Here is a 25,917-nt window from a genome sequence, read left to right as displayed (position 1 = left end):
GCGCCGCGCGACGGTATGCTCGTCAGGACTCCTTACAAGACGGCCACGGCCGCACGAAAGCACGAAGGCGGCCCCCGTGGCAGTGAACTCCTCACAGGGAACTCCTGCATGGCTCGGAGCGGTGAACGACCGCACGGGGCTGGCCATGCTGCTGGAGCACGGACCACTGACGCGCAACCGCATCTGTGAGCTGGCCGGCGTCTCCAAGCCGACCGCCTCGCTCATGATGACCCGCCTGGAACAGTCCGGTTTCATCGTCCAGGCCGGACGGCAGACCGGCACCCCCGGCCCCTCCCCGATCATCTACGCGGCGCGCGTGGACGGCGCCATCGGTGTTGCCATCGACCTCGACGCCGATGAGATCCGCTCGAGCGTCGTCGACGCGGCCGGAACACCGCACCCCGTCGTCTCCGCGCCTCTGCCTGCCGACCTCACCGAACGCGATCCGGTGCGCGACGTGCGCGGTGCCATCGAGCGTGCCTGCGCGGCCAGCGGCGCAGACCCGGCGGCCGTGCACAAGCTGTGCATCGGAATCCCCGGCTACGTCGACCCGCGTCACGACGATGAACTGTTCACCGAGGCATTGCCGAAATGGCCGGTCACCGGCGTGCGCGAGCTGCTCGAGGCGGAACTCGGCGCACAGGTGCGCATCGAGAACGACGTGAACCTGGCGGCAACGGCCGAGCGGGTCGCCGGTGCCGGCCTCGGCCGCGAGGTGTTCGTGACGATCTGGCTCGGAAACGGCGTCGGCGCCGCGTTCGACATCAACGGTTCCCTCCACCGCGGAGCATTCGGCGGAGCGGGCGAGATCGGCTTCACGCCGATCCCCCACGCGGCCAGCCACTACGGCGAGTCGCTGCGCGAGGTGCAGGACCTGATCGGCGGTCGCGCCGTGCTCGCCCTCTTCAACAGCTACGGGATCACCGGCGACGGCTTCGCCGCCACACTCGCGGCGCTCGACGCCGCGCCGAATCGCCGTGCGGTGCTCGAGGATCTCGCACCGCGCATCGCGCTCTGCCTGACCCCGCTGCTCTCGGTGCTCGACCCGGAGCTCATCGTGCTCGGCGGGCCGACGGGCAGTGCCGGTGGGGCCGACATGGCGGAGCTCGTGGCCGAGCACATCCGCACGGTGAGCCGCTGGTACCCGGAGGTCGTCGCGACCACCGTGCGCGACAACGCTGTGCTGCAGGGTGCACGCGAATTGCTGGTGACCGAGGTCAGGGCCGAGTTGCTCGATCGCGTCGCCCTCGTCGGCGGCTGAGTGAGTCGCGGCTGACTCACAGCTTCCGTCTAGACTCGCCGGACGCGCTCACCCTAGACTGCGAAGACTGCTCCGCAACGGGTGGTTTTCGGTGCTTCTACGTGGGGGCGTTCACACCGGATGAGACGGCGTAGAGGAAAGTTGGCTGATGCGAACTCGCTGGGTTGCCGGGGCCGCGATGGCAGTCATCGCCCTGGTTTTCGGAGCTCCGCTTGCGGCATCCGCGGCCGAGCCCGTCTCGTTCGGGGCCGGCCAGATCGTCGACACCGTCGACGCGCTCGGCAACCGCACCGGCGAGGTTGAGAAGGCGATCGACACCCTCTACGAGAAGGAGCGCATCCAGCTCTACGTCGCCTACGTCGACACCTTCACGAACCCGAGCGACGCCGTCGCGTGGACAGAGGACACGGCCAACGCCAACGGCATGGGCAGCAACGACTACCTGCTCGGCGTCGCCATCGACGGCCGCACCTACTACCTGTCCGCCGCGCCGGATTCTCCGCTCAGCGACGAACAGCTCTCGGAGATCGACCAGAACTACATCGAACCCGCCCTGCGCGACGGCGACTGGGCCGGGGCGGCCATCGGCGCCGCGACCGGGCTCGAGCGCGCGGCGGGCGGGGGGTCGCTCGATGGCTCCACCTCCGGCGGCGGCTCCGGATTCGTGTGGTTCGTCCTGATCGCCATCGTCGTCGTCGGTGTCGTGCTGTTCGTCGTGTTGCGCCGCCGCACGAAATCGCCCGCGGCCGGCGGGCAGCCAAGCGAGGGAATCGGCGCGCTCAGCACCGCAGAGCTCAAGCAGCGTGCCGGCAGCGCACTGGTGCGAACGGATGACGCTGTCAAGACGAGCGAGGAGGAGCTCGGCTTCGCGATCGCCTCGTACGGCAGCGAGGCGACCTCCGGATTCCAGCAGGCGCTGGCCGATGCGAAGGCCCAGCTCTCCAACGGCTTCACTCTGCAGCAGAAGCTCGACGACTCGGAACCGGACACCGAGGAGCAGCAGCGCAGCTGGTACGCCCAGATCATCGAGCTCTGCGAGAAGGCGAACGCTGTGCTCGACGAACAGGCCGAGGCCTTCGACGCGCTCCGCGCGCTCGAGAAGAATGCCCCGCAGGCCGTCGCAACGACGCGGCAGGCGGCCGCGACGCAACAGGCACGGCTCGACGGCGTGCGTGCGGTTCTCGCCACGCTCTCCGCCCACTACACGGATGCCGCGCTCGCCACGATCGCCGACAACCCGCAGCAGGCAGAGGACCGTCTCGGCTTCGCGGCGCAGGCGCTCACCGAGGCCGAAGCTTCACTGACCGCCGGCAACACGAGCGAGGCCGCCGTGGCCATCCGCGCCGGCGAGGAGGCCGTCGACCAGGCGAAGCTCCTGCTCGACGCCATCGACCGGCTCGACCACGACCTGACCGAGGCCAGGGCCAGCTTCTCCGCCGCGATCAGCGATCTGCAGCGCGATGTCGCCGAGGCGAAAGCGCTGCCGGCCGGGGCAGACAGCTCAGGCCGACTGGCCGCCGTCGTCGCCTCGACGGAGCAGGTGCTCGCCGACGTCACCGCGAAGCTCACGGCCGACCGGGTGAACCCGGTCGAGGTCGTGCAGCGTCTAGAGGAGGCGAACACCCAGATCGATTCCGTGCTCGGCAGCGTCCGCGATGCGCGGGCGGCCGAGCAGCGGGCAAGCGCGGCCCTCTCGCAGACTCTGCTCGCGGCGCGCAGCCAGGTGTCGGCGGCCGAGGACTTCATCACGGCGAGGCGCGGGGCCGTCGGAGCCGAGGCCCGCACCCGCCTCGCCGAGGCCGGGCGGCTCATCGTGCAGGCGGAGTCGATCGCCGGCGCAGACCCCGTGCAGGCACTCACCCAGGCGCAGCGCGCGAACCAACTCGGCGCGGAGGCCATCCGGCTCGCCCAGAACGACGTCGGCGCATTCGGCGGTTCGGCCGGAGGAGCCGGCGACCTCGGCGGCCTCTTCGGCGGCGGCTCCGGCGGTGGGTCCGGCGGCAATGTGATGGGCGCCGTCCTCGGCGGAATCCTGATCAACTCGGTGCTCGGCGGCGGCGGAAGCTCGCGCGGTTCCGGCGGCGGCAGCATCTTCAGCGGAGGCGGCGGCGGCGGAGGACGTCGCAGCCCTGGCAGCTTCGGCGGCAGCGGGACGCGCTCCCGCCGAGGCTCTGGAGGACGCTTCTAGGCCGCGCCAGCGGCGAGCACGTCATCCGCACGACCCATCCGGCACGACGACCCAGCAGTACCGCAACGAACCACACCTTGGGAAGGGAACACACAATGGCTAAGCAGTCCATCTTCGGTCGCATCGCCCAGCTCGCGAAGGCGAACATCAACGCTCTGATCGACTCGGCAGAAGACCCAAAGCTCATGCTCGACCAGATGGTGCGTGACTACACCAACAGCATCGCCGACGCCGAGAGCGCGATCGCGGAGACGATCGGCAACCTCCGACTGCTCGAAGACGACCACCGCGAAGACGTGGAGGCCGCCAGGGAATGGGGCAACAAGGCCATCGCGGCCAGCCGCAAGGGCGACGAGCTGCGTGCGGCAGGCGACGCGGCTGGTGCGGACAAGTTCGACGCCCTCGCCAAGGTCGCGCTCGGGCGTCAGATCACCTCGGAGAACGAGGCCAAGGCCGCAGAGCCGCAGATCGCCTCGCAGACCGAGATCGTCGACAAGCTGAAGTCCGGCCTGAACGCGATGAAGGACAAGCTGGGCCAGCTTTCGTCCAAGCGCGATGAGCTGATCGCCCGCTCCAAGACCGCCGCGGCGCAGGCGCAGGTGATGGACGCCGTCAAGAGCATCGACATCCTCGACCCCACCAGCGAGGTGTCCCGCTTCGAAGAGAAGATCCGCCGCGAGGAGGCGAAGGTGCGCGGCGCCAGCGAGCTCGCCGCCTCGAGCCTGGACGCCCAGTTCAACGAGCTCGAGGACATCGGTGAGCTCACCGAGGTCGACGCCCGCCTGGCGGCGCTGAAGGCCGGCGGTTCAGCCGGCGCGATCGGCCAGTAGGCGGCCAGTCGCCCAACATCGCGAGCGGCCGGACGTTCGCCCCACCACAAGTGGGGTGGGTGTTCGGCCGCTTCCGTCACCGTTCTGCACCCGTCGGGAGGATACTGAGATCGTGGCCGTGACTTTTCTTGTGGTTCCCCAGTGGCAGGGCTCCGTTTCAGCCCGCGCGATGCGCCTGGCCGACGGGGCCGAGGCCATCCGCGGTGATCTCCCCACGTCGTCGACGGTGATCGTCGATGTGCCCGTCGAGAGCGGTGAGGCACTCGATTCCGGGATCCTGCGCTTCTCCTCACTGTTGCGGGTGCGCGAGCGCCAACTCCATGCCCTGAACCACGTACCGGACTGGGCTCTGACGATCGGCGGCGACTGCGGGGTCTCGCTCAGCTCGATCGAGCACGCCGTTGGGCGCGCCTCCGACGATCTGGCCGTCGTCTGGTTCGACGCCCACCCCGATCTGAATGCGGCGGAGGACTCGCCGTCCGGTGCGTTCACGGGCATGGTGCTCCGCGCCCTCTGCGGCGAGGGCGCGTTGGCGCCGGATGCCGCGCACACCCTCGATCCCGCGAAGCTCGTGCTCGCCGGCATCCGTGACATCGACCCGGGCGAGGAGCGCTTCATCGCAGAGAAGCGGCTCACCCAGATCGACAGCGCGGCCCTGGAGACGCCGGCGGCGCTCGTCGAGGCGGTGCGGGCGACGGGCGCCGGCAGCGTGTACCTGCACATCGACCTCGATGTGCTCGACCCCGCCGTCATCTCCGGGCTCGCCAACCCGCTGCCGTTCGGCCTGACGCTGGAGCAGCTGACCGGGGCGATCACCGCGCTGCGCGCCGAGTTCACGCTGGCAGGGGCCACCATCGCCGGATTCTCCCCCGTCTCCCCGCTCGACGCCGAGGACGATCTGCCGAGCATTCTGCGCGTGATCGGCTCACTGACGCGCTAGCCGTCTGCGCGCAAGGCGTGGCCGCGCGGATGGGCAGCGTCTAGGCTGCCGCCATGACGCAGCGCGACTATGACGTGATCGTGATCGGTGCCGGCCCCGTCGGCGAGAATGTCGCTGACCGTGCGACGGCCGGCGGCCTGAGCGTGGTGATCGTCGAGGCCGAGCTGGTCGGCGGCGAGTGCTCCTTCTGGGCATGTGTGCCGTCGAAGGCGCTGCTCCGGCCGGCGGCCGCGCTCAGCGCCGCCCTGGCCGTGCACGGCGCGGCTGCCGCCGTCACGGGCACGCTCGACGCGGCAGCGGTGCTGCGCCGCCGGGATGAGTTCGTGGGCGACTGGGACGATTCCTCCGGCGAGGACTGGCTCAGGCAGACGGAGATCGACCTCGTCCGCGGCCACGGCCGCATCAGCGGTGAGCGCACGGTGGTCGTGAGCCAGGCGTCGAGTGCGGATGCCGAGAGCCCGGACGGCGCGTCGATCACGTTGCGCGCCCGCCACGCCGTCGTCGTCTGCACGGGCACCGATCCCGTGATCCCCGACATCCCCGGTCTTGCAGAGGCCGCTCCGTGGACGAGCCGTGAGGCGACCTCCGCCGGGGAGGTGCCGCGGCGGCTCGCCGTGATCGGCGGCGGAACCGTCGGCTGCGAGATGGCGACCGCGTTCCGCTCGCTCGGCGCGGAGGTGACCCTGATCGCGCGCGGCGGGCTGCTCGGCGGCATGGAACCCTTCGCGGGCGATGCGGTGCGGGAGGCGCTCGTGGCCTCCGGCGTCACGGTGATGAACGGCACATCCCCCACCGCTGTGCGCCGGGGTGCCGGCGGTGTCCGGATCGACGTCGGCGCCGACGCGCGGGATGGGCAGGAGGCGGCCAGGCAGCGTGCCGTGGTCGAGGCGGACGAGGTGCTCGTCGCCACCGGGCGGAAACCGCGCACCGGCGATCTCGGCCTCGACTCCATCGGCCTCGAGCCGGGTTCCTGGCTGGCCGTCGACGACACGATGCGCGTGGTGGTCGATGGCAACTCCGCCCTGGCCGGCGGCTGGCTCTACGCGGTCGGCGACGTGAACCACCGCGCCCTGCTGACGCACCAGGGCAAGTACCAGGCGCGCGCCGCCGGCGATGTGATCGCGGCGCGGGCGAACGGCACGCGGGTCGACGACGGGCCCTGGGGCGCGCACGTCGCGACGGCCGACCACGCAGCGGTGCCGCTGGTCGCGTTCACCGATCCGGAGGTCGCCGCCGTCGGGCCGACGGCCGCGATGGCGGCCAAGGAGGCGGAGACGGTCGGCCGCGGCATCCGGGTGATCGACTACGGGCTCGGCGGCGTCTCAGGTGCGACGCTGCACCGCGACGGCTACACGGGGCGGGTTCGCGCCGTCATCGACGTCGAGCGTGAGGTTCTCATCGGCATGACGCTGGTCGGCCCGGATGTCTGCACGCGGCGACGATCGCCGTGGTCGGCGAGGTGCCGATCGCCCGGCTCTGGCACGCGGTCCCCGCGTTCCCGACGATGAGCGAGTTCTGGTTGCGGCTGCTCGAGGAGTACGGCCGGCCGAGCGTGCGCTGAGACTCGTCTACGCGTGGCGCGGATCGCGTCGGTGCTGCGGCTACGCTGAGGCTGTGCGCACGCTCCTCCTGGACTCCCCCTTCAGCCGGCTCGGCTACCTCTACGCGACGGCCGTCGGCCTGGTCTGGGGCTTCATCTGGAGCACCGGACGCGTCGAGCGCGTCGATGGCCTCTTCGTCTTCCGCGGACTGCCGAAGTGGGCGTTCGGCCGCGGCGGCTCCTGCGTCGGTGCCTGCTACCTGACCGACCACAACGTGACGGCTGACGTGCTCGAGCACGAGGTCGTGCACAAGCGGCAGTGGCAGCGGTACGGCATGCTGTTCCCGCTGATGTACCTGCTGGCCGGTCGCAACCCGTTGAGGAACCGCTTCGAGATCGAGGCCGGGCTGGAGAAGGGCGGCTACCTGCGCACGCGGGGCCGCTCCTCCGTTGGCTCACAGCGGCCGCAGCAGCCCTAACCGGCCCTGCTCAACCGGCCTGACTCAACCGGCCCGGCTCAGCCGCCGTGGTTCAGCCGGTCCAGCAGCGCAGCGCGGTCGACGGGCAGCGCCGCCAACAGCGTCGCGGCCGGATCGGGCTCGTTCCGCTCGAGCAGCGCCAGCATGATGTGCCGCGAGGTGATCTCCTTCGCCTTCTCGGATACCGCGGCGCCGAGGGAGTGCTTGAGCACTGTCTTCGCGCCTGACGTCATCGACGCCGTGTGTCGGGTGGAGCGGCTGAGCGCGATGTGCCGGAAGTCCCCCATTGTGAGTCCGACGGCGGCCAGCGCCGAGCGGTCCAGCCGGTCGACGGCCTCGTTCGCCGCCGACGCGTCGACACCGACGATTCGCGCCAGGTCATCGTCGGCCAGGAGGGCGAGCAGCAGGTGCTCCGTGCCGATGCGGCGGTCACCGCGCCGGCCTGCCTCATAGACGGCATCCTCGACGGCCGCCCGTGCCGATCGGCTGAATCGCTCAAACATTGCTCTCTCGCTTCCCGTGCTTCGCGTGCACCGACTGGCGGGTGACGCCGAGGGCGTCACCGATCTGCTCCCACGACCATCCGGCTCGTCTCGCCTCAGCGACGTGGGTCGCCTCGACGCGTTCTGCGAGTCGATGCAGCGCCGTCACGGCGCGCAGTCCGGTCACCGGGTCGGCGGTGCGCAGCTGGTCAAGATCCAGTGGTTCCATGCCTGTCAGTCTGAACTGACAAACGGAATTTGTCAATCCAAACTGACAGAACCGTCGCGACACCCCGGCTTCGTTGACTCTGGGAGAGCGTGCCGGCCCTAGTTCTCGGAGCGGCCGAGCTTCCAGTAGCCCATGAACGCGACCTGCTTGCGGTCGACACCACGCTCGCGCACGAGGTGGCGGCGGAGGCCGGTGATGGCCCCGGCCTCGCCGGCCAGCCAGGCGTAGAGGTCGGCGGATGCCGCCTGCTCCGGCACCTCCCAGAGGATCTCGTACTCCGCGCCCTCCGCGTTCTCCGTGCCCGGGGCCTCCTCGGCGCCTTCGAGGGGCTCGACTGGCGCCCACTCCGCGGCCCAGGCGTCGACCCAGGCGGTGACGGCGGGGACGAGCGCCTCGCCGTAGGCCAGCTCCTCGCGGGGCAACCAGTTGATCTGCACACCGGCCGGGGCGTGCAGCGGCAGGGTGTCGCCGGAGCTCGGCACCTCGAGGAACACGTGGCCCGTCGCATCCGCCGGGAGCCCCTCCAGGATCACGGCGACGGCCGGCACGGCGGTCTCGTCGGCGGCGAGCAGCAGCGTGCGTGCGTCGCCCGGCCGCCAGACGTAGCCGTCCGGCTCCGCACCGCTCGTCGCATCCGGGCCGATCAACCCAAGTGCGTCACCGACGACGGCAGCGGCCAGCCACCGCGTCGCCGGGCCGGTGAGCCCGTGTGAGACGAAATCGACGTCGACCTCGCGCATCGCGGGGCGCGCGGCGCGGATCGTGTACGTGCGCCAGATGTCGCCGGGCAGGACGACCTTGATGCGCTGGTCGGCGCCGAACCACCCCCACTCGTGCAGATCGGGTCCCGTGAACGTCACCCGCGTGAAGTGCGGGCTGAGCGGGCGGATGCTCGCGACGGTGACGTCGAAGAGCCGGTAGCTGGGCTTCATGATGTTCTCCTTGAACGCCAGAGCAGCCACACGAAGTATGGTGCGCCGACGACGGCGGTGAGCAGGCCGGCCGGCAGTTGGCCGGGGGCGATGACGGTGCGACCGAGGGTGTCCGCGACGCAGACGAGCAGGGCCCCGAGCAGGGCGGACATCGGCAGCACGAGAGCGTGCCTGCCGCCGACGAGGGCGCGGGCGGCGTGCGGGGCGACGAGCCCGACGAATCCGATCACGCCGACGGCGGCCACCGCGGTGGCGGTGAGCACAACGGCGACGCTGAGCAGGCCGAGCCGGGTGCGACCGAGTGGGACTCCGAGGATGCGCGGGGTGTCGTCATCCTGTGCGAGCACGTCGAGGTCGCGGCGCGCACCGACGAGGATCGGTGTGGCGACGATGATCGCGATCAGCACGGGGATGAGCTGCGGCAGGGTGCGGCCGTAGGTGGAGCCGGACATCCAGGTGAGGGCCTTCGCGCCATTGTACGGATCGGTGGAGATGATGAGCATGCTCACGATCGCGCCGGCCGCTGCCGACACACCGATACCGATGAGGATGAGCCTGCTCTGCGCGAAGCCGCCGCGGGCGGCGAGCCCGAAGACGATGACGGCCGCCGCGACCGCGCCGAGCAGACCGCCGGCCGTGACCGCCCAGAAGCTGGCGAGGGGCGCGACGGTGATGATCAGCACTGCGCCGACTCCGGCACCGCCCGTGACGCCCAGCAGGGCCGGTTCCGCGAGCGGATTGCGCGAGACAGCCTGCACGACGGCTCCGGCGACGGCGAGGGCCGCACCGGCGAGGATCGCGGCGAGCACGCGCGGCATCCGCGTGTTGAGCACGAATTCGGTGACGGGGCCGGCCTGCCCGGTGAGCCAGTTGAGCAGGTCGCCGGCGAGCAGCTTGGCGTCGCCGAGCAGCAGCGAGACGAAGGCGACGGCGACGAGCAGCACCGCGGCGCCCACGATGAGCAGGCGACGGGTGCGCGGGCTGGCCGTCGAGCTGAGCGCGAAGGCGGCGGCGGAGCCGGTCGCCCCCGTGTCGGTGAGCTTCCGCGCGAGGATGACGAGGAACACGGCCCCGAACAGGGTCGTGACGACGCCGGTCGGCACCTCGACGCCCGCGGCACCGCCGAAGATCAGGCGCAGCAGCACGTCGGCGCCGAGGACCACGATCACGCCCATGATGGCGCTGGCCGGGATGAGCGCTCGGTGCCGCTGCAGCCCCGGGATGCGGACGGCGAGCAGGCGAACGATCGCGGGCGCCGCGAGTCCGACGAAGCCGATGGGGCCGGCGACGGTGACGGCGGATGCCGAGAGCAGCACGGCCAGCACGATCGCGATGGTCTGGGTGCGGCGCACGCGCACGCCGAGCACGGCGGCGGTGTCGTCGCCGAGGGCGAGGATGTCGAGCTTGTGCGCGAACAGCATGAGCACGAGAACGGTCGCGAGAACGACGGGGCCGAGTTGGGCGACGCCGTCGAGGCTGGTCTGGCCGAGGGTGCCAGCGCCCCATGCAAACAGCCCGGTCGTCTCCTCGGCGAAGAGCAGGAGCAGCATGGTGGTCAGCGCGCTGAAGGCGAGGGCGATGGCGGAGCCGGCAAGCACGAGGCGGACGGTGCCTGCACCGTTGCCGTTGCCACCGCCGCCCGCGGCCAGGCCGAGCACGAGCGCGGCGGCGGCGAGGCCGCCGAGGAAGGCGATGAGGCTGCCGGTGAGCAGTGGGACGCTGATGCCGAACGCGGTGACGGCGACCACCGCGAGGTAGGCGCCGGCGTTGACGGCGAGGGTGTCTGGCGATGCCAGGATGTTGCGGGCGACGGTCTGCATCACGATGCCGGCGACGCCGAGGGAGACTCCGACGAGCAGCCCGGCGAGCAAGCGCGGAACGCGGGAGGCGACGAGCACGGCCGCGGCCTGGTCGTCGCCGTTGCCCGTGATGACGTTCCACAGGTCGACGACGTTGACGGAGGACGAGCCCTGCGTCACGTGGATCGCTGCGAGCACGGCGACGAGCACCAGGCCGGCGGCCAGGGCGGCGAACAGTGTCGCCTTCCTGGCCGCCGGAGCCGCGGCATCCGTGGCGCTCGGAGCGCTCTGGAGGGTGGTCACCGCTGTGTTAGTTGGCGGCGGGTGCGACGGCCGCGATGACGGCGTCGACGTAGTCGTTCATCGACGACGGGCCGCCGAACATCCAGATGCCGTCGGCGAGGCGGTGGACGTTTCCGCTCTGCACGAAGGGAAGCGAGGTCCAGACGGCGTTCGTCGCGAGCTCGTTCTGGTACGGGTCCATGCCCTCGGTCGCGACGTAGAAGAAGCTCACGTCACCGAGTGCGGTGAGGCCCTCGACGTCGGTCGAGCCGAGGCCGTAGTCGGCGTCGCCCTCCTCGGTCCAGGCGTTCTTCATGCCGAGCTCCTCGGTGATCTCGGAGAGCAGCGCACCCTGGGCAAACGGGCGGATGGAGACCTGGCCGCTGGAGGCCCAGGCGTCGCTCATGAAGAACTCGGTGCCGGTGAGGCCGGCCGCCTCGATGGCGTCCTTGCCCTCCGCGATCTTCGCGTCGAAGCCCTCGATCAGCTCGGCGGCCTCGTCTTCGGTGCCGGTCGCCGTGGCGATGTTGTTGAGGTTCTTCTCCATCTGGCCGATGGCGTCGCTGGCGTTGGCGCCGCGCACGACGAGCACGGGGGCGAACTCCTCGATCTGGGCGATGGCGCTCTCGCTGAGGTCGGTCGTGGTGAGGACGAGATCGGGGGCGAGGCCCGCGATGGCGTCGATGCTCGGCTCGCCGCGCTGGCCGACATCGGTGACGCTCTCGTCGAGCTTCTCCGCCTTGACCCAGGTGGCGTAGCCCTCGACATCGGCGACGCCGACGGGCATCACGCCGAGTGCGACGAGGTTCTCGGCGGTGTTCCACTCGAGTGCGACGACCTTGGTCGCCGGGGCGTCGAGCGCGATCGTCTCGCCGCGGTCGTCGGTGATGGTGATGGCCGCATCACTTCCGGATGCCGCAGGCGTCGTGTCTTCGGTCGTGCCGCAGCCGACGAGGAGGACGGCGGTCGCTGCCGCGGCGATGGACAGGGCGATGGTGCGCGCGGTTCTGATTGGCATTGTCATGGATTCCTTGGGGTGGGGAGGCGGCGAGGTGAGTCGCCAGGGGTGATGCGGGGGTCTGGTGGTGGCGGTTCCGAGTGCCAGCGGGCACGCTGACGCCCGGCCGATGTCGACCGATGGGCCGCCGATGCCTGCGCTAGGCCAGCGCGAGCTCGAGGACCGGGCGAGATTCCGCTGCGCTGGTCGCCGTTCTGGCCTTGGCGGAGTTGTGACGGCCGATGGCGCGGGTGCGCACGTGCCCGCTCGCCTCGTCGTTGTGCACGTCGACGCGAATGCCGTATGCGTCGCTCAGGAGTTCGGAGGTGAGCACCTGCTCCGGGGAGCCGGAGGCCTGAACGCGGCCGCCTGCCAGCAGCACGACGTGGTCGGCGATCGCGGCTGCCTGGTCGAGGTCGTGCAGCACGACACCGATGGTGACGCCGTGCACCTCGGCGAGGTCGCGGATGAGGTCGAGCAGTTCGACCTGGTAGCGGAGGTCGAGGTAGGTGGTCGGCTCGTCGAGCAGGAGCACGGCTGTGTCCTGTGCGAGGCAGCTGGCGAGCCAGACGCGCTGCAGCTGGCCTCCGGAGAGCCGGTCGACCTGGCGCTCGGCGAGTTCGGCGACCCCGGTGATGCTCATGGCGTTCTCGACAACGGCAGCGCCGTCGGCGTCGCCGCGTGTCCAGCGACCGCGGTGCGGGTGGCGGCCGAACTCGACGACCTCGCGCACCGTGAGTCCGGCCGGCGTCGGGCGGCTCTGCGCGAGCAGCGTGACGCGGCGGGCGAAGTCGCGGTTGCTGAGGCTCAGCGCGTCGATCGGCGCTGCGTCGCTCGGTGCGACATCCGCAGTGTCAATGCCCTCTGCCGGCAGCTCGATGCGCCCGGACTCCGGTGCGTGCAGACGGGCCAGCGTGCGCAGCAGGGTGGACTTGCCGCTGCCGTTCGGACCGACCAACGCGGTGACCCGGCCGGGCGCGAGTGCGATGTCGGCGCCGTGCACAACGGGGGTGCCGTTGTAGGCGAGGGTGAGGTCGATTCCGAGCATTCCCCCATTTTAGGTAAGCCTTAGATAACCTTGTCAAGTTCAAGTGAGGATTGCCTAACCAAACGGCACCCTGTTCCCCATGTGCCCTCGACGATCACCAGCCCTGCGGATGCCGGCGCTCCCAGTGCACGCGGCGCTCGAGCTGCGCTCCGAGGGCGAGCAGCGTCGCCTCGCCGCCAGGGCGCCCGATGATCTGTACGCCCATGGGCAGCCCGGCATCCGTCTCGGATATCGGCAGCACGATCGCGGGCAGACCGCTGACGTTGAGCATCGAGGTGAACGGCGTGTACTGCACCTGCTGGGCGAAATTGCGTTCGCCGTCCTCGGAGTCGTACCAGCCGATCGGTCGCGGGGTGAGCGCGAGCGCCGGGGTGAGCACGGCGTCGAAGCGGGAGAGCTGGCGGATGAGCGAGCGCTCATAGGCCGCGAGCGTCTTGAGCGCCTCGGCGAGGGTGCGTGCGCTGAGCTCGCGCCCACGGTGCATGAGCCAGCGCGTGAGCGGCTCGAGCAGTTCCTCCTGCTCCGGGGTCTCGGCGGGGATCGAGGCGGCGCCGGCCTGCCAGATCGTGCGGAACGCCGGCGCGAAGCTATCGTCGGGTTCGAGTGCAGTCTCCTCGATGCCGTGGCCCATCGTGGAGAAGGCGGCGACGGCGTCGGCGAGGGCCTGCCGCGCCTCGGGAGCGATCGTGATGTCGTATGCGCTGTCCCAGGCGGATGTCGTCATCACACCGAGCTGGAAACGGCCCTCGCCACGCACCGCCGCGGCCAGGAACGGGCCGTCGTCGCCTGGCGCACGCAGGGCGTAGTGGTGGTCGACCGGGTAGCCGCTCGGAGCGATCATGGCGTCGAACAACAGGGCCGCGTCGGAGGCGGTGCGGGCAAGCGGTCCGGGCACCGCGAGGCCGGCGAGCGAGTCGATCGCGCTGCCGCCCGGCACGCGTCCGCGGGAGGGTTTCAGCCCGACCAGGCCACATGCCGCTGCGGGAATACGCACGGATCCCCCGCCGTCGCTGCCCGGCGCGAACGGCAGCATTCCCGATGCCACGGCCACAGCGGCACCGCCGCTCGAGCCCCCGGAGCCGAGCGTCGGATCCCACGGGTTGCGGGCAGGCGGCCCGGCCAGGCTCTCGGTGTAGCTCGGCAGCCCGAACTCGGGCGTGGCCGTCTTGCCGAGGCTCACGCCGCCGGCGGTGTCCAGCGCCTCAACGATCTCGTCGGAGATCGGCGGCACGAAGTCGGCGAAGAGGCGGGAGCCGAAGCGGGTCGGCACGCCGGCGCGCATCTCGAGGTCCTTGTCGCCGAACGGGAGGCCCCAGATCGGCGCTGTGCACGGCACGGACTGCTCGACTTCCGCGGCACGGGCGCGGGCGGCATCCGGTGTCACCGTGACGAAGGCACCCAGCTCGGGGTTCAGGCGCTCGATGCGGGCGAGGTAGTGCTCGGTGAGATCGAGCGGCGAGAACTCGCCCTTCTGCAACGCCTGCCATTGGTCGAGCGCGGTGAGGTCGTGCAGTTCAGCCATCCCCCGAGCCTATTGCGGACGCCGCTCGGCTCGACACTCCACGACTCACTCCGCCGTGACGAAGAACTCCGCCGCCGATCGTGGATCGAACTCGGCGCCGAAGTCGCGCTCGTTGGGAATCCACACATCTCGCCACAGCGACTCATGATTACGGCCCAACGACTGGTCTCGCGCCATGCCGCGCTCAGTCGCGACCGTCAGGTCGACGTCCATCCAGAACGTCACATCGAGGTGCTTCAACGCCTGCGGGTGGAAGAGTCCGATCAGATCGACCAGGAGAACGTCGGCCAGAGGCAGCCTCTCAACGGCGCCGAGTTCGCGCCTCGACCAGTCATAGCGTTGGAATTGCGAGGCACGGGATTCTTGAAAGGGCGCAAGAACGTCCGTGACGAGCCGTTCGCGCTCCACCCCATCCCAGTCATGGGATCGCTGGTGGGATCGAGCTGGGTCAAGAAAGTCGTCACCGCGCATTCGTAGGCTGCCTGGGATGACAGCGGCGAGGTGACGCGCGAGCGTGGACTTGCCCGAGCCGCAGTACCCCGAGATGCCGACTGTGATCGGGCGACCGGCTCTCCGGCGCTCGTCCTGAATCAACTCCGGCAAGTCTTCGGCGGTAACCATTGTCCGACGATAGCGGAGCGTCTGACCGGTGAGGCGTGTGGCGACAGCCATGGCAGGGCGGCGCGGCTACGCTGAGCGAAAAGCACTCCGCGACGGCGAGGAAGCAATGAAGCGACTCTGGGACATCCGCATCACCCGGTGGTACACGAAGCTGCTCTACGTGCTCGGTGCACTGTCGATCAATTTCGCAATCGGGGCGCTGTTGCGGGGGCTCGGCACACCGATGCTCGTCGCCAGCGTGCTGAACTCTCTCGTCACGATCGTTAGCTTCCTTGTTGGCGCTCGACTGTTCCGCGCCAGGGGCGAACCGGTCCCGCCCCGACGCGCATGGTGGAGGATGACGGCTCGACCTCGACTGAGTTGGGTGCTCGGCATCCTCTTCACGTATGTCGTGCTGTCCTTCGCCCTGTCCCCCGTTCTCGACCCCGAAGGCGCTCGGCCGTCCCAAGGCGTCGCGGTCACGATCATTGACAGCATCGGCTTCGCCACACTGGCCTATCTGTACTTGAACTCCGCGATTCGGCTTCGCAAACTGCCCGCCCTGATCCGGGAGCCGAAGTTCCAGACGCCGGCGAATCTCCGGTAGCGCGGCGGCGCTCACGGCGGATAAGGGAGCGCAAGCGACCCAAGCCCTGAGCGCTTGGGCACGCTGGATCTCAAGGCTGCAGTGCGGGCGGGTCCGCTCGGGGCTTCGCGTGCGTCGCTGCTCCTTCGTCGCGGCGCCGCTCGCTCGAGCCAGCGTGGGGATGCGCGTTCATATGCACGCTGGCTCGAGGGAGCAGCCGAGGAACGAGGCCGCCCCCGAAGCCCTGAGCGCCTGACCGGATCGGGTTGCCGGATGCCGCAGCCGCCGTGTCGGTGGGTCCGCTCAGGGCTTCGCGTGCGTCGCTGCTCCTTCGTCGCGGCGCCGCTCGCTCAAGCCAGCGTGGAGATGGGCGTTCATATGCACGCTGGCTCGAGGGAGCAGCCGAGGAACGAGGCCGCCCCCGAAGCCCTGAGCGCCTGACCGGATCGGGTTGCCGGATGCCGCAGCCGCCGTGTCGGTGGGTCCGCTCAGGGCTTCGCGTGCGTCGCTGCTCCTTCGTCGCGGCGCCGCTCGCTCAAGCCAGCGTGGAGATGGTCGTTCATATGCACTCTGACTGGAGGGAGCGCCAGCGACCGAAGCCCTGAGCGTCTGACCGGATCGGGTTGCCCCGGATGCCGCAGCCGCAGTGTCGGCGGATCCGCTCGGGGCTTCGCGTGCGTCGCTGCTCCTTCGTCGCGGCGCCGCTCGCTCAAGCCAGCGTGCAGGCGGCGTCTCGCCCACGCCCACTCTCACGCTGGCTTGAGGGAGCAGGCGAGGAACGAGGCCGCCCCCGAAGCCCTGAGCGCCTGACCGGATCCGGTCGCCATGGATGCCGCAGACCAGTCGGCGGATCCGCTCGGGGCTTCGCGTGCGTCGCTGCTCCTTCGTCGCGGCGCCGCTCGCTCAAGCCAGCGTGGAGATGGGCGTTCGTGTGCGCGCTGGCTTGAGGGAGCAGCCGAGGAACGAGGCCGCCCCCGAAGCCCTGAGCGTCTGACCAGATCGGGTCGCCCGGATGCCGCAGCCGCAGTGTCGGCGGATCCGCTCGGGGCTTCGCGGGCGTCGCTGCTCCTTCGTCGCGGCGCCGCTCGCTCAAGCCAGCGTGGGGAGTGGCGCCGTTTGCTGTTCTTGCTGAAGCAGATCAGCTTGTTGGGTGCGGGACTTGGTCGATCTTCGCCAGGGGGTGTCGGCGTCGGAGCGTCCGTTCCGCAGCCAGGGCGGCGGTTTCACGTGCGGGACGCCGTCGATCATGAGGATCTGCCAGCCGTTGGTCTCGATCGTGCGGTGATGGAACCAACAGAGCAGGACTCCGTTGCACGTCTCGGTTTCGCCACCATCCCGATACGCCTTCACGTGGTGGATCTCACTCCACGCGGCCGGGATCGAGCAGCCCGGGATGATGCAGCCACCATCGCGGAGGGTGATCGCCCGCCGCTGGGTGGCATTGAAGACCCGGTCGTTGCTCCCAATGCAGTTGATCGTGCCGTCCGGGCCGATCACCACATGTTGCTGCCCACCGGCGCACACGAACTGCTCCACCGCCCGCATGGAAATCGGGGCCTCACAGCCCTCAACGAACCCGACCCCGGTACCGGCGTCGAGGTCGGCCTGCCGCACCGAGACGAGTACCGTCGGCGCCGCCCCACCGATCGTCGGTGCAGACGCACTCCGGGCGGCCCCATCGATCAGGCTCGCGAACACATCGTGGCGGGCCTGCGCGCTCGCCCGGGGGTCTTTCGGCGCATCTGGGTCGGGGTCGTTGAAAGACGGTTTACTGCGCGGGTTCAGATACGCGTTCAGCAGGGTTTCGAACTTGGCGTCGATCTCGGGCAGCAGGGTCATCTTGCGGTGCACGACCCCGTCCCGGGTCACCCCGGCGCTGATACCGCGCGCCAGCATGGCCCGCTCCTCCGCCGGGACGGTGCCGTCCTCATCGAGCACGGTCTCCCAGACCCGCGCCTGGCCGCGAATCTCGTCGGCGGCGAACGGCACCGGTGATTCGACCGTGGGCCCGGTGGCGGCGGCGACGAGCGCCGTCTCGGCGTGCGCCACGTTGAGGTCGCCGACTCGACCCCGGATCGGGTCCAGGGTGTCGATGATTGCCGCGGCACTGTCGTAACCAATGGATCCCGTGCCGAGAGCGTCGGCGATCCGGTCGAAGCGGGCCGGCATCGTCTCGCCACTCAGGGCCAGTCTGGGACGGGTCGCTTCGCCAAGCCGCATCCGCTGCGTCAGGGTGCGTTCCGAGGCGAGGCTGATCCGGGACAGGAGTTCAACCGCGTTCCGGCACCCCTTCTTCGCCGAGAGCCGGTCCTCGCCGAGTTCGGGGCGGGAGTGGAACGCGACCTCGGCGGCGGCCTGGATGCGGAGAGCGTCGACGGCGCGGCCGGCAGCCTCGGCCGCGGCGGTGAACTCCAGCAGGGCGTCGTTGCGCAGCAGTCGAACATCGGTGTCAGCGAGGGCGGAGAGCAGCAGGCCGTGTGCCTCGTTGACTGCGTCCGTCGGCGTTCCCATGGGTTCAATTTTACCCCGGCGAGAGGTGAGCGCCTAGGAAAAAGGCCTGATGTGGATAACTTTCCGGGAACCGTTGCCTGTGCACAACAGGTGGTCGCGGATCGACGCCGCACCAGCATCGGTGGCGGTTCCCGGGGTTGCCTGGGAGTCGGCTGCCGCCTTTCGCAACGCTGCGCGTCGCGCTACTCGACCAGCGGGGTGGGCGGATACGGCGGGGTTTCGACAAGCTCAACCAGCGGGCTTCGACAGCTCACCCAACGGGTTTCGACAGGCTCAACCAGCGAGGGGTAGGCGGGGGTTCGACAGGCTCAACCAGCGGGTTTCGACGGACTCAGCCAGCGGAGTTTCGACAAGCTCCACCGGCGGATCGCTTGACAAACGGGGATCGACGTAGTTGGTTAGTTACATGGGTAATGAACCGACGAAGCCGGGCGTGATTCGAGGCCTGCGGTGATCAGCGACGATCGCCCGATCTTCGTGCAGATCGCCGAGCGCGTCGAGGACGACATCATCGCCGGTGAACTGGCGGAGGAGAGTCAGGTGCCGTCGACGAACGAGTTCGCGGCGTTCTATCGGATCAACCCCGCCACCGCCGGCAAGGGCGTGAACCTGCTCGTGGATGACGGCATCCTCTACAAGAAACGCGGCATCGGAATGTTCGTTGCGGGCGGGGCCCGCGAGCGCCTGCTCGAGAAGCGGCGAGCGCGATTCAGCCTTGAGTACCTCAGGCCGCTGTTGGCCGAGGCATCCAAGCTCGACATCTCCCCCACCCGACTCGGCGAACTGCTGCTTGATGAGGCGGCCGCCCTGGCATCCGACAACTGGGTCGACGCTCAGCGGACGACCTCGCAACGAGCCGCCCCGCAACGCGCACACGCATCGCTCACAACCGACAGCCCGACACACGCACAGCCGAAAGAGGCACACTCATGAACCCAACGACAGCAGGCGACGTCGTCTCGGTCGCCAACCTCAGCAAGCGTTTTGGCCAGGTCACCGCGGTCGACGACGTGAGCTTCACCGTGCGCGAGAACACGATCTACGGCCTGCTCGGTCGCAACGGCGCGGGCAAGACGACGCTGATGCAGTTGCTCACCGGCCAGGATTTCGCCACGTCCGGCACGATCGACGTCTTCGGCGCGAGCCCTGTCGAGAATGCCGCGGTCCTCAGGAACATCTGCTTCATCAAGGAGAGCCAGAAGTACCCGGACGAGTTCCGTGCCAAGCACGTCTTCCGCAGCGCACCCTGGTTCTTCAAGAACTGGGATGCCGCCTTCGCGGAGCAGTTGATCGAGGAGTTCGGCGTTCCGCTGAACCGAGCGATGAAGAAGCTCTCCCGCGGCCAGCTCTCGGCAGTCGGCGTCATCGTCGGCCTCGCCTCGCGTGCGCCGCTCACCTTCTTCGACGAGCCGTACCTCGGTCTCGACGCCGTCGCCAGACAGATCTTCTACGATCGCCTGCTCAGCGACTACGCCGAACACCCGCGCACCGTCATCCTCTCCACCCACCTGATCGACGAGGTGAGCAACCTGCTCGAGCACGTGCTCGTGATCGACCACGGCCGCATCATCATCGACGAGGAGGCCGACACCCTGCGCGGCTCGGCCACGACCGTCGCGGGCACCCGTGCCGCCGTCGAGCGCTTCACCGCCGGCCGCGAACTGTTGCACAGCGAGAGCATCGGCGGGCTGGCATCCGTCACCATTCAGGGGCAGCTGAACGCGTTCGAACGCGCGGATGCCGCAGAATCCGGCCTCGAGCTGCTGCCCGTCTCGCTGCAGCAACTCATCGTGCGCACAACCAACACGTCCGCCCACGAGTTCCAGGCCTCGGCCTGAGCGGCCCAGAAACAACAGAGTAAGGACACCAACCATGACTCGCATCTGGAACGTCGTGCGCTTGCACCTCGTGAACCGCTGGACCTACATCGTGCTGCCGTGGATCATCATGGGCACGGCCTTCGCCATGACCCTCGCGATCTGGATGATCCTGCGCTCGGTCGGCGTGACCGGCATCGGCGTCGCAAGCGGCGCCGTCGGCTCGATCTTCATCTACCTGATGGTGGCGGCGATCATGTCGATCAACCTCACCTTCCCCTTCGCGCTCGGCTTCAGTGTGACCCGCCGCGACTTCTACCTCGGCACCGCGCTCACCTTCGCCCTCATCGGCGCGGGCAACGCACTGGTGCTGACCGCGCTGGCGGCGATCGAGATCGCCAGCGACGGCTGGTGGCTGAACGGCACGATCTTCACCGTGCTCGGGCCGGACGCGAGCCCACTCGCCTACTGGTTCCTGTTCTTCACGCTGCAGCTGTTCTGCTGCTTCGTCGGCGCCGCCATCGCCACGATCTACATGCGCTGGCGCGTCAACGGCATGGTGTTGTTCTGGGTGCTCGGCGGCGTCGCGCTCGTCGGCGGCTTCGCGCTCATCACCTACACGAACAGCTGGGCGGCCATCGGCGCCTGGGCCACGGAGAGTGGAGCGATCGGCCTCGCCGCGTGGTCGCTGGTGCCGACCGTGCTCGCCGGGGTCGCCGGCTTCGCCGTGCTCAGCAAGGCGACGACGAAGAACTAGCTGCTCGGCCGCTCCGCCTCGTCGGCCCCAGCCTCGGGGTGGAGCTCGGCCTCGATGTCGCTCAGCAGCGCATGGAAGCCATAGGGCGCGTCGGCGAGCACCCTGCGCCCGGCGATCGGTCCGGCCCAGTGCCAGCTCTGCGCGACGTTGACGATCTCGTACTCGAGCCGGGTTCCGGATGCCGCAGCGCCGGCCTCGGTTCCGGCCTGGGTGGCGTCGCCGTCATGATCGCTCGGCTCCGCCATCACCCGGTACTCGCCCCGGTACCACCAGCCGCCCTGCTGCGCGATCTCGCGTGCGGCGGCGTCGACCGCGACGCCGGGAGCGCCCTGCATCCGCTCGACCAGGGCCGCGAAGACTCCGGCCGGATCGGCGTCGAGGTGCCCGGCGAAGGAGCGCAGCACGGTGTGCCGCCCCGGACGGATCGACGGAGCGGCTGGCGCTGATTCGGATGGTGCTGGGGAGGACTCGGAGGGCATCCCTCGATCCTAGGTTCTGCGCGGCCGGGCGGTGCCCCGCACGTGCAGCGTGCCTCGGCATGGCGGGTGCCGGCCCGCAGGGAGGCGTGCTTCGGTTAGGAACTCAGGCAGAACTCACGGCGCACCAGCACCGCCCTTGAGTACTCGTCGCTTCGAGCACAGACGCTGTGGGCCTGCCTGAGTTACCAACCGCTCGGGCGGTCGAACGCTGACGGCCGGACGCGCGGCGACGAGCACGGGGCCCGATTCCCCCGCACGCGGACACAGTGATCGGGTCTAGCCTGAATCCATGTCTCGTTTCGTCTTCAACCCCATGGGCACGACCGTTCTGATCACCGGGGCGAGCAGCGGCCTCGGTGCGGAGTTCGCACGTGAGTTCGCGGCTCGCGGCGCAGACCTCGTGCTGGTGGCTCGCCGCCAGGATCGCCTGGAGGCGCTGGCCGTCGACCTCGCCGAACGTTTCGGCACGGTGTCGACCGTGATCCCGCTCGACCTCACGGCCCCCGGCGCGGTGGCCGTGCTCGTCTCGGAGCTGGAGCAGCGCGGCATCCGCGTTGCCAGCCTCGTGAACAACGCCGGTTTCGGCAGCTACGGACACTTCGGTGCGATCGACGCCGAACGGGTGCGCCAGGAGGTGACGCTGAACGTGCTCGCGCTCACCGAGCTCACGCGCGCGTTGTGGCCGGAGCTCATCGCGCACGGCCGCAGCGCGCCTGCCACAGGCGCGCTGATCAATGTGGCCAGCACGGCCGCGTTCCAGCCGGTGCCCTTCATGTCGGTATACGGGGCGACCAAGTCCTACGTGCTGAGCTTCACAGAAGGCCTCTGGTACGAGGCGAAGGGCAACGGCCTCAAGGTCGTCGCGCTCTGCCCAGGGCCGACCGCGACGGAGTTCAAGACGGTTGCCGAGAACGAGGAGGTCTTCTTCGGCAACCCGCAGAGCGCGACCCAGGTGATCGAGACGACCTTCCGCGCGCTGGATTCCCGTTCGACGCCGCCCCGCATCGTCAGCGGATTGGGCAACGCCTTCGCCGCGCGCGCCGTGCGGCTGGTGCCGCAGCGCTCGCTGCTGACCGTGCTCGGCCGCAACACGACGCCGGGCAGGCGCCGCTAGTTCCGTTGAGAGCGGTCAAATGGCCGCTTGGAGTGCCCAAAAACGGCCATTTGACCGCTCTCAATGGACGTCGAGCGGCGGGGTGGGCTACTTGAGGGAGAGCTGCAGCATCACGATGCCGAGCCAGCGCTCGAACTTGAATCCGACCCGGCCCATGCGGCCGATCTCGTGGAAGCCGAACTGCTGGTGCAGCGCGAGCGATGCGTCTGCGCCCTGATCGGCGATCACGGCAATCATCTCCTTGAGTCCAGCCTGCTTCGAGCGGGCGATGAGCTCGGCGAGCAGCACACGGCCCAGCCCCTTGCCGGTTGCCGCCGGCCCGAGGTAAATCGAGTTCTCCACGGTGAAGCGGTACGCCCGCTTCTGCTTCCACGGCGCGACGAGGGCGTAGCCGAGGATCTGGCCGCTCGGGGAGACCGCGACGATGAACGGCATGCCGAGCTTGGTGAGGTACTCGAACTTGTCACGCCACTCCGCCAGCGTCATGGCGTCCTCGTCAAACGTCACCGTCGAGTTGGCGACGTAGTAGTTGTAGATCTCGCGGATGTGCGGCAGATCGGCCGCGGTCGTCTCGCGCAGCGCGAACTCAAACGGCGCCTCCGGCGCCTCCGTCTTCTGCAGGTGCCTGGGCAGTGTGCGCCGCGGCTGGTATTCCTCTTCGAGCATGATTCCAGATTAACCCGGCGCTGTTACCAGAGCATTTCGAGCGTCGGATGTGGCTCGTCCACCGCTCCGAGCGACCAGTCGACGGGCGGCGCGCCCTGCTGGGCGAGCGCGGCATTCGCGCGGCTGAACGGCCGGGATCCGAAGAAGCCGCGCCTGGCCGACAGCGGGCTCGGGTGCGCGGAACTGATCACAGTTGCGCCGCCCAGCAGCGGCACGAGCGACTGCGCGTCGTTGCCCCAGAGGATCACCACGAGTGGCTGCGCAGGATCACGCGCGACGATGGAGCGGATCAGCTCCTCCGTCACCGCCTCCCACCCGCGCCTCCGGTGCGAGCCGGCCTCGCTCGGCCGCACGGTGAGCACGCGGTTCAGCAGCAGTACGCCCTGTTCCGCCCACGCGCTCAGATCGCCATGCGCCGGCGTCGCGATCCCGAGGTCGTCGCGCAGCTCGGTGTAGATGTTGGCGAGGCTGCGCGGCAACGGCCGCACGTGCGGCGCGACCGAGAACGCGAGCCCCATCGAGTGCCCGGATGTCGGGTACGGGTCCTGCCCGACGATGAGCACGCGCACGGCGGCCGGGTCTCCCCTGAGTGCGCGCAGCACGGCATCCGGGGCAGGCAGGAAACCGGGCTCGTCCGCGAGGAAACGCTCGAGCCCGGCCAGCTCCGGCTCCACCGCGGCGAGCGCGCTCGCCCAGCCGGGGTGGACCTGCGAACGGTCGAACGCCGGGCCTGTTCCCGAGTCGCCGCCGGATGCCGTCACGACGCCGCGCGGGCTAGACCGCGACGGGCGGCAGCGCCGACCACGGGAAGACGATCCAGCCGGCCGTCTTGCGGTAGTAGAAGTTGGGCTCGAGCACCGTGTGCGGCTTGGTGTAGAGCGTCGCGGTGCGCACCTCCGCGCCGTTCTCGGCGAGGATCCCGAGCACCTTCACGAGGGTGTGGCCGGAGTCGGAGACGTCGTCGACGAGGAGCACGCGCTTGCCGGCGAGGGCCGGCGCGTCGAGCATCGGCGCGGCCAGCTGCGGCTCGGGCAGGCGCTCGTTGACGCCGGTGTAGAACTCGACGTTGATCGAACCGCAGTTCTTGGTGCCGAGCGCGTAGGAGATCGCGCCGGCCAGCAGCAGTCCGCCGCGGGCGACCGCGATGACGACCTCGGGAACGAAGCCGCTCTCCAGCACTTCCCGCGCGAGATCGCGCGAGGCGTCCGCGAATTCCGACCACTCGAGAATCTCCTTCTCGATGGTCTCGTTGCCTGCTGCTGAATCGTCTGCGTCAAATGCCATGAAGTAAGGGTAATCGCACTCTGCCCCTCAGCTGCACGTCGGAGCGAATTGCGGATGCCGCAGGCTGTAGCATCCGAGGATGACTTCAGCACCCACTGCGCAGCGTGGCGCACGGAACGTTGCGGGGGTGACCGCGGCCATCGTCGGCTGGCTGTTCCTCGTCGAGATCACGAGCGGAATCCTGCAGGGCTACTACGTTCCCCTGATCCCGGATCTCGTCGACCACCTCGGCATCCACGACGCCGACTTCAACTGGTTCGAGGCATCGCAGCTGCTGCTCTCCGCCCTCGTCGTCCCGTTCCTCGCCAAGCTCGGCGACATGTTCGGGCACAAGCGGATCCTGCTCGCCACCACCGTGCTCACCGCTGGCGCCAGCTGGTGGCTCGCCTTCGCCGGTGACTTCTGGAGCTTCCTCGCCGCCTGGGCGCTGCAGGGCTTCTACGTGGTCTGGCTGCCGCTCGAGGTCGCGCTGATCTTCGATCGCGGCCGCCGCAGCGGCCACGGGCCGTCGCAGACACGGCGCGCGGCCGGGTTGCTCGTCGTCGCGCTCGAGGCCGGCGCGATCATCGGCGCCCTGAGCGCCGGACGTGTCTTCGCGGCCCTCGGCGAGAACATCACGCTCACGCTGTTCGTGCCGGCGATCGCCGTGACCCTCGTCTTCTTCGCGATCCTCTTCGGTGTTCCGGAGTCGGAGCCGGGAACCGAGAAGCGCACGCTCGACGTCGTCGGCTTCACCCTGCTCACCGTTGGCCTGCTCCTCATCACCTCCGGTCTCACCTTCCTGCGCATCAACGGGCCGGAGACATGGTGGGTGTGGGCGCTCATCGCCATCGGCCTGCTGAGCTTCTGGCCGTTCGGCAAGTGGGAACTCAAGCAGGCCGACCCCGCGATCGATCTGCGGGTGCTGCGCCAGCCGAACATGTGGCCGGTGCAGCTGACGGCCGGCCTCATCGGTATCAGCCTGCTCGGCGCCCAGGCGCCGCTCGCCACCTACGCCGGCACCGACGCGGTGAACGGCTACGGCCTGGGGCTGGAGGCCTCGGACATCTCGACGCTGATCGGCACCTACCTGATCTCGATGATCATCGGCGCCCTGCTGTTCCCGATCGCATCCAAGCGGCTCAGCCCCCGGATCGCGCTCATCGCGGCCGCATTCCTGGTCGCGATCGGCTACCTGCTGTTCATCCCGTTCCACCTCGAGGTGTGGCAGGTCTTCCTGAACATGTTCATCGCCGGCCTCGGTTCCGGCGCGCTCGTCGGAGCGCTGCCTGCCGCCGCGGCCGCGGCAGCCCCGCGCGGGCAGACCGGTGTGGCATCCGGCCTCACCAACACCACGAAGACGATCGGTGGCTCATTCGCCTCGGCCATCTTCGGTGTCGTGCTGCTGGCCGGGGCCGCCTCCGCCGTCACCTCGACCGCCGCCAGCCTGGCCGGCTACATGGTCGTCTGGACGGTGTGCGGTCTCGGCGCTCTGACCGCGGCGGTGCTGCTGTTCTTCGTGCCGAAGCTCGCTTTCGCCGACCCGAGCGTCGCCGACGAGCTGGCCGCCGTCGCCGCGGTGCCCGAGTAACGGC

The 25,917-nt window shown here is 69.6% G+C and carries 24 protein-coding genes and 1 pseudogene; 12 read left to right on the top strand and 13 right to left on the bottom strand.

What is annotated here, in order from left to right:
- Positions 1 to 76: 76 nt before the first annotated feature.
- The 6 genes and pseudogenes from EV379_RS03680 to EV379_RS03655 all read left to right on the top strand — a co-directional run bounded on the left by EV379_RS03680 (position 77) and on the right by EV379_RS03655 (position 7,238).
- A complete protein-coding gene (locus tag EV379_RS03680; RefSeq protein ID WP_242616219.1) occupies positions 77 to 1,261 on the top strand; it encodes an ROK family transcriptional regulator in 1,185 nt (394 codons plus the stop codon).
- Positions 1,262 to 1,409: 148 nt separating this feature from the next.
- The gene (locus tag EV379_RS03675; protein WP_130504951.1) at positions 1,410 to 3,449 is read left to right on the top strand and encodes a TPM domain-containing protein; all 2,040 of its coding nucleotides are present in this window, start codon (positions 1,410 to 1,412) and stop codon (positions 3,447 to 3,449) included.
- A gap of 95 nt (positions 3,450 to 3,544) precedes the next feature.
- Positions 3,545 to 4,279: a PspA/IM30 family protein gene (locus EV379_RS03670; protein ID WP_130504950.1), complete on the top strand. Its 735-nt coding sequence runs from the start codon at positions 3,545 to 3,547 to the stop codon at positions 4,277 to 4,279.
- 118 nt (positions 4,280 to 4,397) lie between these two features.
- A complete protein-coding gene (locus EV379_RS03665) occupies positions 4,398 to 5,219 on the top strand; it encodes an arginase family protein (protein ID WP_341273522.1) in 822 nt (273 codons plus the stop codon).
- 53 nt (positions 5,220 to 5,272) lie between these two features.
- Positions 5,273 to 6,780: pseudogene (locus tag EV379_RS03660) on the top strand (dihydrolipoyl dehydrogenase family protein).
- Between the two features lie 53 nt (positions 6,781 to 6,833).
- Positions 6,834 to 7,238 carry a Fe-S oxidoreductase gene (locus tag EV379_RS03655; protein WP_130504949.1) on the top strand — a complete coding sequence of 135 codons (405 nt, stop codon included), beginning with the start codon at positions 6,834 to 6,836 and terminating at the stop codon, positions 7,236 to 7,238.
- Positions 7,239 to 7,276: 38 nt separating this feature from the next.
- Here EV379_RS03655 and EV379_RS03650 read toward each other — a convergent pair whose 3' ends face one another.
- The 8 genes from EV379_RS03650 to EV379_RS03615 all read right to left on the bottom strand — a co-directional run bounded on the left by EV379_RS03650 (position 7,277) and on the right by EV379_RS03615 (position 15,150).
- Complete coding sequence (locus tag EV379_RS03650; protein ID WP_130504948.1) at positions 7,277 to 7,741, bottom strand: Clp protease N-terminal domain-containing protein; 465 nt, start codon at positions 7,739 to 7,741, stop codon at positions 7,277 to 7,279.
- A complete protein-coding gene (locus tag EV379_RS03645) occupies positions 7,734 to 7,949 on the bottom strand; it encodes a helix-turn-helix domain-containing protein (protein WP_130504947.1) in 216 nt (71 codons plus the stop codon). Before EV379_RS03645 ends, EV379_RS03650 begins: the two co-directional genes overlap by 8 nt.
- 98 nt (positions 7,950 to 8,047) lie before the next feature.
- Positions 8,048 to 8,881, bottom strand: a complete 834-nt coding sequence (locus EV379_RS03640) for a siderophore-interacting protein (RefSeq protein ID WP_130504946.1) — start codon at positions 8,879 to 8,881, stop codon at positions 8,048 to 8,050.
- The gene (locus tag EV379_RS03635) at positions 8,878 to 10,983 is read right to left on the bottom strand and encodes an iron ABC transporter permease (RefSeq protein WP_130504945.1); all 2,106 of its coding nucleotides are present in this window, start codon (positions 10,981 to 10,983) and stop codon (positions 8,878 to 8,880) included. Before EV379_RS03635 ends, EV379_RS03640 begins: the two co-directional genes overlap by 4 nt.
- A gap of 7 nt (positions 10,984 to 10,990) precedes the next feature.
- Positions 10,991 to 11,980, bottom strand: a complete 990-nt coding sequence (locus tag EV379_RS03630; protein ID WP_130504944.1) for an ABC transporter substrate-binding protein — start codon at positions 11,978 to 11,980, stop codon at positions 10,991 to 10,993.
- Positions 11,981 to 12,119: 139 nt separating this feature from the next.
- On the bottom strand, positions 12,120 to 13,007 hold the full coding sequence (locus EV379_RS03625) for an ABC transporter ATP-binding protein (RefSeq protein WP_130504943.1): 888 nt from the start codon (positions 13,005 to 13,007) through the stop codon (positions 12,120 to 12,122).
- A 94-nt stretch (positions 13,008 to 13,101) separates the two neighbouring features.
- The gene (locus tag EV379_RS03620) at positions 13,102 to 14,529 is read right to left on the bottom strand and encodes an amidase (RefSeq protein ID WP_130504942.1); all 1,428 of its coding nucleotides are present in this window, start codon (positions 14,527 to 14,529) and stop codon (positions 13,102 to 13,104) included.
- 45 nt (positions 14,530 to 14,574) lie between these two features.
- Positions 14,575 to 15,150 carry a uridine kinase family protein gene (locus tag EV379_RS03615; protein WP_130504941.1) on the bottom strand — a complete coding sequence of 192 codons (576 nt, stop codon included), beginning with the start codon at positions 15,148 to 15,150 and terminating at the stop codon, positions 14,575 to 14,577.
- 106 nt (positions 15,151 to 15,256) lie between these two features.
- On the opposite strand from EV379_RS03615, the gene EV379_RS03610 reads away from it, so the two are divergent.
- On the top strand, positions 15,257 to 15,736 hold the full coding sequence (locus EV379_RS03610) for a hypothetical protein (RefSeq protein WP_130504940.1): 480 nt from the start codon (positions 15,257 to 15,259) through the stop codon (positions 15,734 to 15,736).
- A 1,068-nt stretch (positions 15,737 to 16,804) separates the two neighbouring features.
- Here EV379_RS03610 and EV379_RS03605 read toward each other — a convergent pair.
- Entirely contained in the window at positions 16,805 to 18,226 is a 1,422-nt protein-coding gene (locus EV379_RS03605) for an HNH endonuclease signature motif containing protein (RefSeq protein WP_130504939.1), read from the bottom strand.
- A 450-nt stretch (positions 18,227 to 18,676) separates the two neighbouring features.
- Here EV379_RS03605 and EV379_RS03600 point away from each other — a divergent pair, with 450 nt between their 5' ends.
- Genes EV379_RS03600 through EV379_RS03590 form a run of 3 tightly spaced genes read left to right on the top strand, consistent with a single transcriptional unit; the run spans position 18,677 to position 20,800 of the window.
- The gene (locus EV379_RS03600) at positions 18,677 to 19,159 is read left to right on the top strand and encodes a GntR family transcriptional regulator (protein ID WP_130504938.1); all 483 of its coding nucleotides are present in this window, start codon (positions 18,677 to 18,679) and stop codon (positions 19,157 to 19,159) included.
- Positions 19,156 to 20,064, top strand: coding sequence for an ABC transporter ATP-binding protein (locus tag EV379_RS03595; protein ID WP_130504937.1), 909 nt, complete (start codon positions 19,156 to 19,158; stop codon positions 20,062 to 20,064). Before EV379_RS03600 ends, EV379_RS03595 begins: the two co-directional genes overlap by 4 nt.
- Before the next feature lie 34 nt (positions 20,065 to 20,098).
- Positions 20,099 to 20,800 carry an ABC transporter permease gene (locus EV379_RS03590; protein WP_130504936.1) on the top strand — a complete coding sequence of 234 codons (702 nt, stop codon included), beginning with the start codon at positions 20,099 to 20,101 and terminating at the stop codon, positions 20,798 to 20,800.
- Here the strand turns inward: EV379_RS03590 and EV379_RS03585 are convergent.
- The gene (locus EV379_RS03585; RefSeq protein WP_130504935.1) at positions 20,797 to 21,279 is read right to left on the bottom strand and encodes a hypothetical protein; all 483 of its coding nucleotides are present in this window, start codon (positions 21,277 to 21,279) and stop codon (positions 20,797 to 20,799) included. The two genes, EV379_RS03590 and EV379_RS03585, sit on opposite strands and share 4 nt — an antisense overlap.
- A 289-nt stretch (positions 21,280 to 21,568) precedes the next feature.
- Between EV379_RS03585 and EV379_RS03580 the strand changes: the two genes are divergently transcribed.
- On the top strand, positions 21,569 to 22,393 hold the full coding sequence (locus EV379_RS03580; protein WP_130504934.1) for an SDR family NAD(P)-dependent oxidoreductase: 825 nt from the start codon (positions 21,569 to 21,571) through the stop codon (positions 22,391 to 22,393).
- 87 nt (positions 22,394 to 22,480) lie between these two features.
- On the opposite strand, the gene EV379_RS03575 is transcribed toward EV379_RS03580, so the two are convergent.
- From EV379_RS03575 to EV379_RS03565, 3 genes are read right to left on the bottom strand one after another with little or no spacing between them, the layout of a single operon-like run.
- Complete coding sequence (locus tag EV379_RS03575; protein ID WP_130504933.1) at positions 22,481 to 23,059, bottom strand: GNAT family N-acetyltransferase; 579 nt, start codon at positions 23,057 to 23,059, stop codon at positions 22,481 to 22,483.
- 23 nt (positions 23,060 to 23,082) lie between these two features.
- Complete coding sequence (locus EV379_RS03570; RefSeq protein WP_130504932.1) at positions 23,083 to 23,820, bottom strand: uracil-DNA glycosylase; 738 nt, start codon at positions 23,818 to 23,820, stop codon at positions 23,083 to 23,085.
- A gap of 13 nt (positions 23,821 to 23,833) precedes the next feature.
- The gene (locus tag EV379_RS03565; protein WP_055834042.1) at positions 23,834 to 24,343 is read right to left on the bottom strand and encodes a phosphoribosyltransferase; all 510 of its coding nucleotides are present in this window, start codon (positions 24,341 to 24,343) and stop codon (positions 23,834 to 23,836) included.
- Between the two features lie 79 nt (positions 24,344 to 24,422).
- Between EV379_RS03565 and EV379_RS03560 the strand changes: the two genes are divergently transcribed.
- Positions 24,423 to 25,913 (top strand): MFS transporter, encoded by a 1,491-nt coding sequence (locus EV379_RS03560; RefSeq protein WP_130504931.1) that lies wholly within the window; start codon positions 24,423 to 24,425, stop codon positions 25,911 to 25,913.
- Positions 25,914 to 25,917: the final 4 nt, after the last annotated feature.

Source organism: Microterricola gilva (assembly GCF_004217495.1).
Taxonomy (GTDB): domain Bacteria; phylum Actinomycetota; class Actinomycetes; order Actinomycetales; family Microbacteriaceae; genus Microterricola; species Microterricola gilva.
This window is presented reverse-complemented; position numbering and strand designations above follow the sequence as displayed.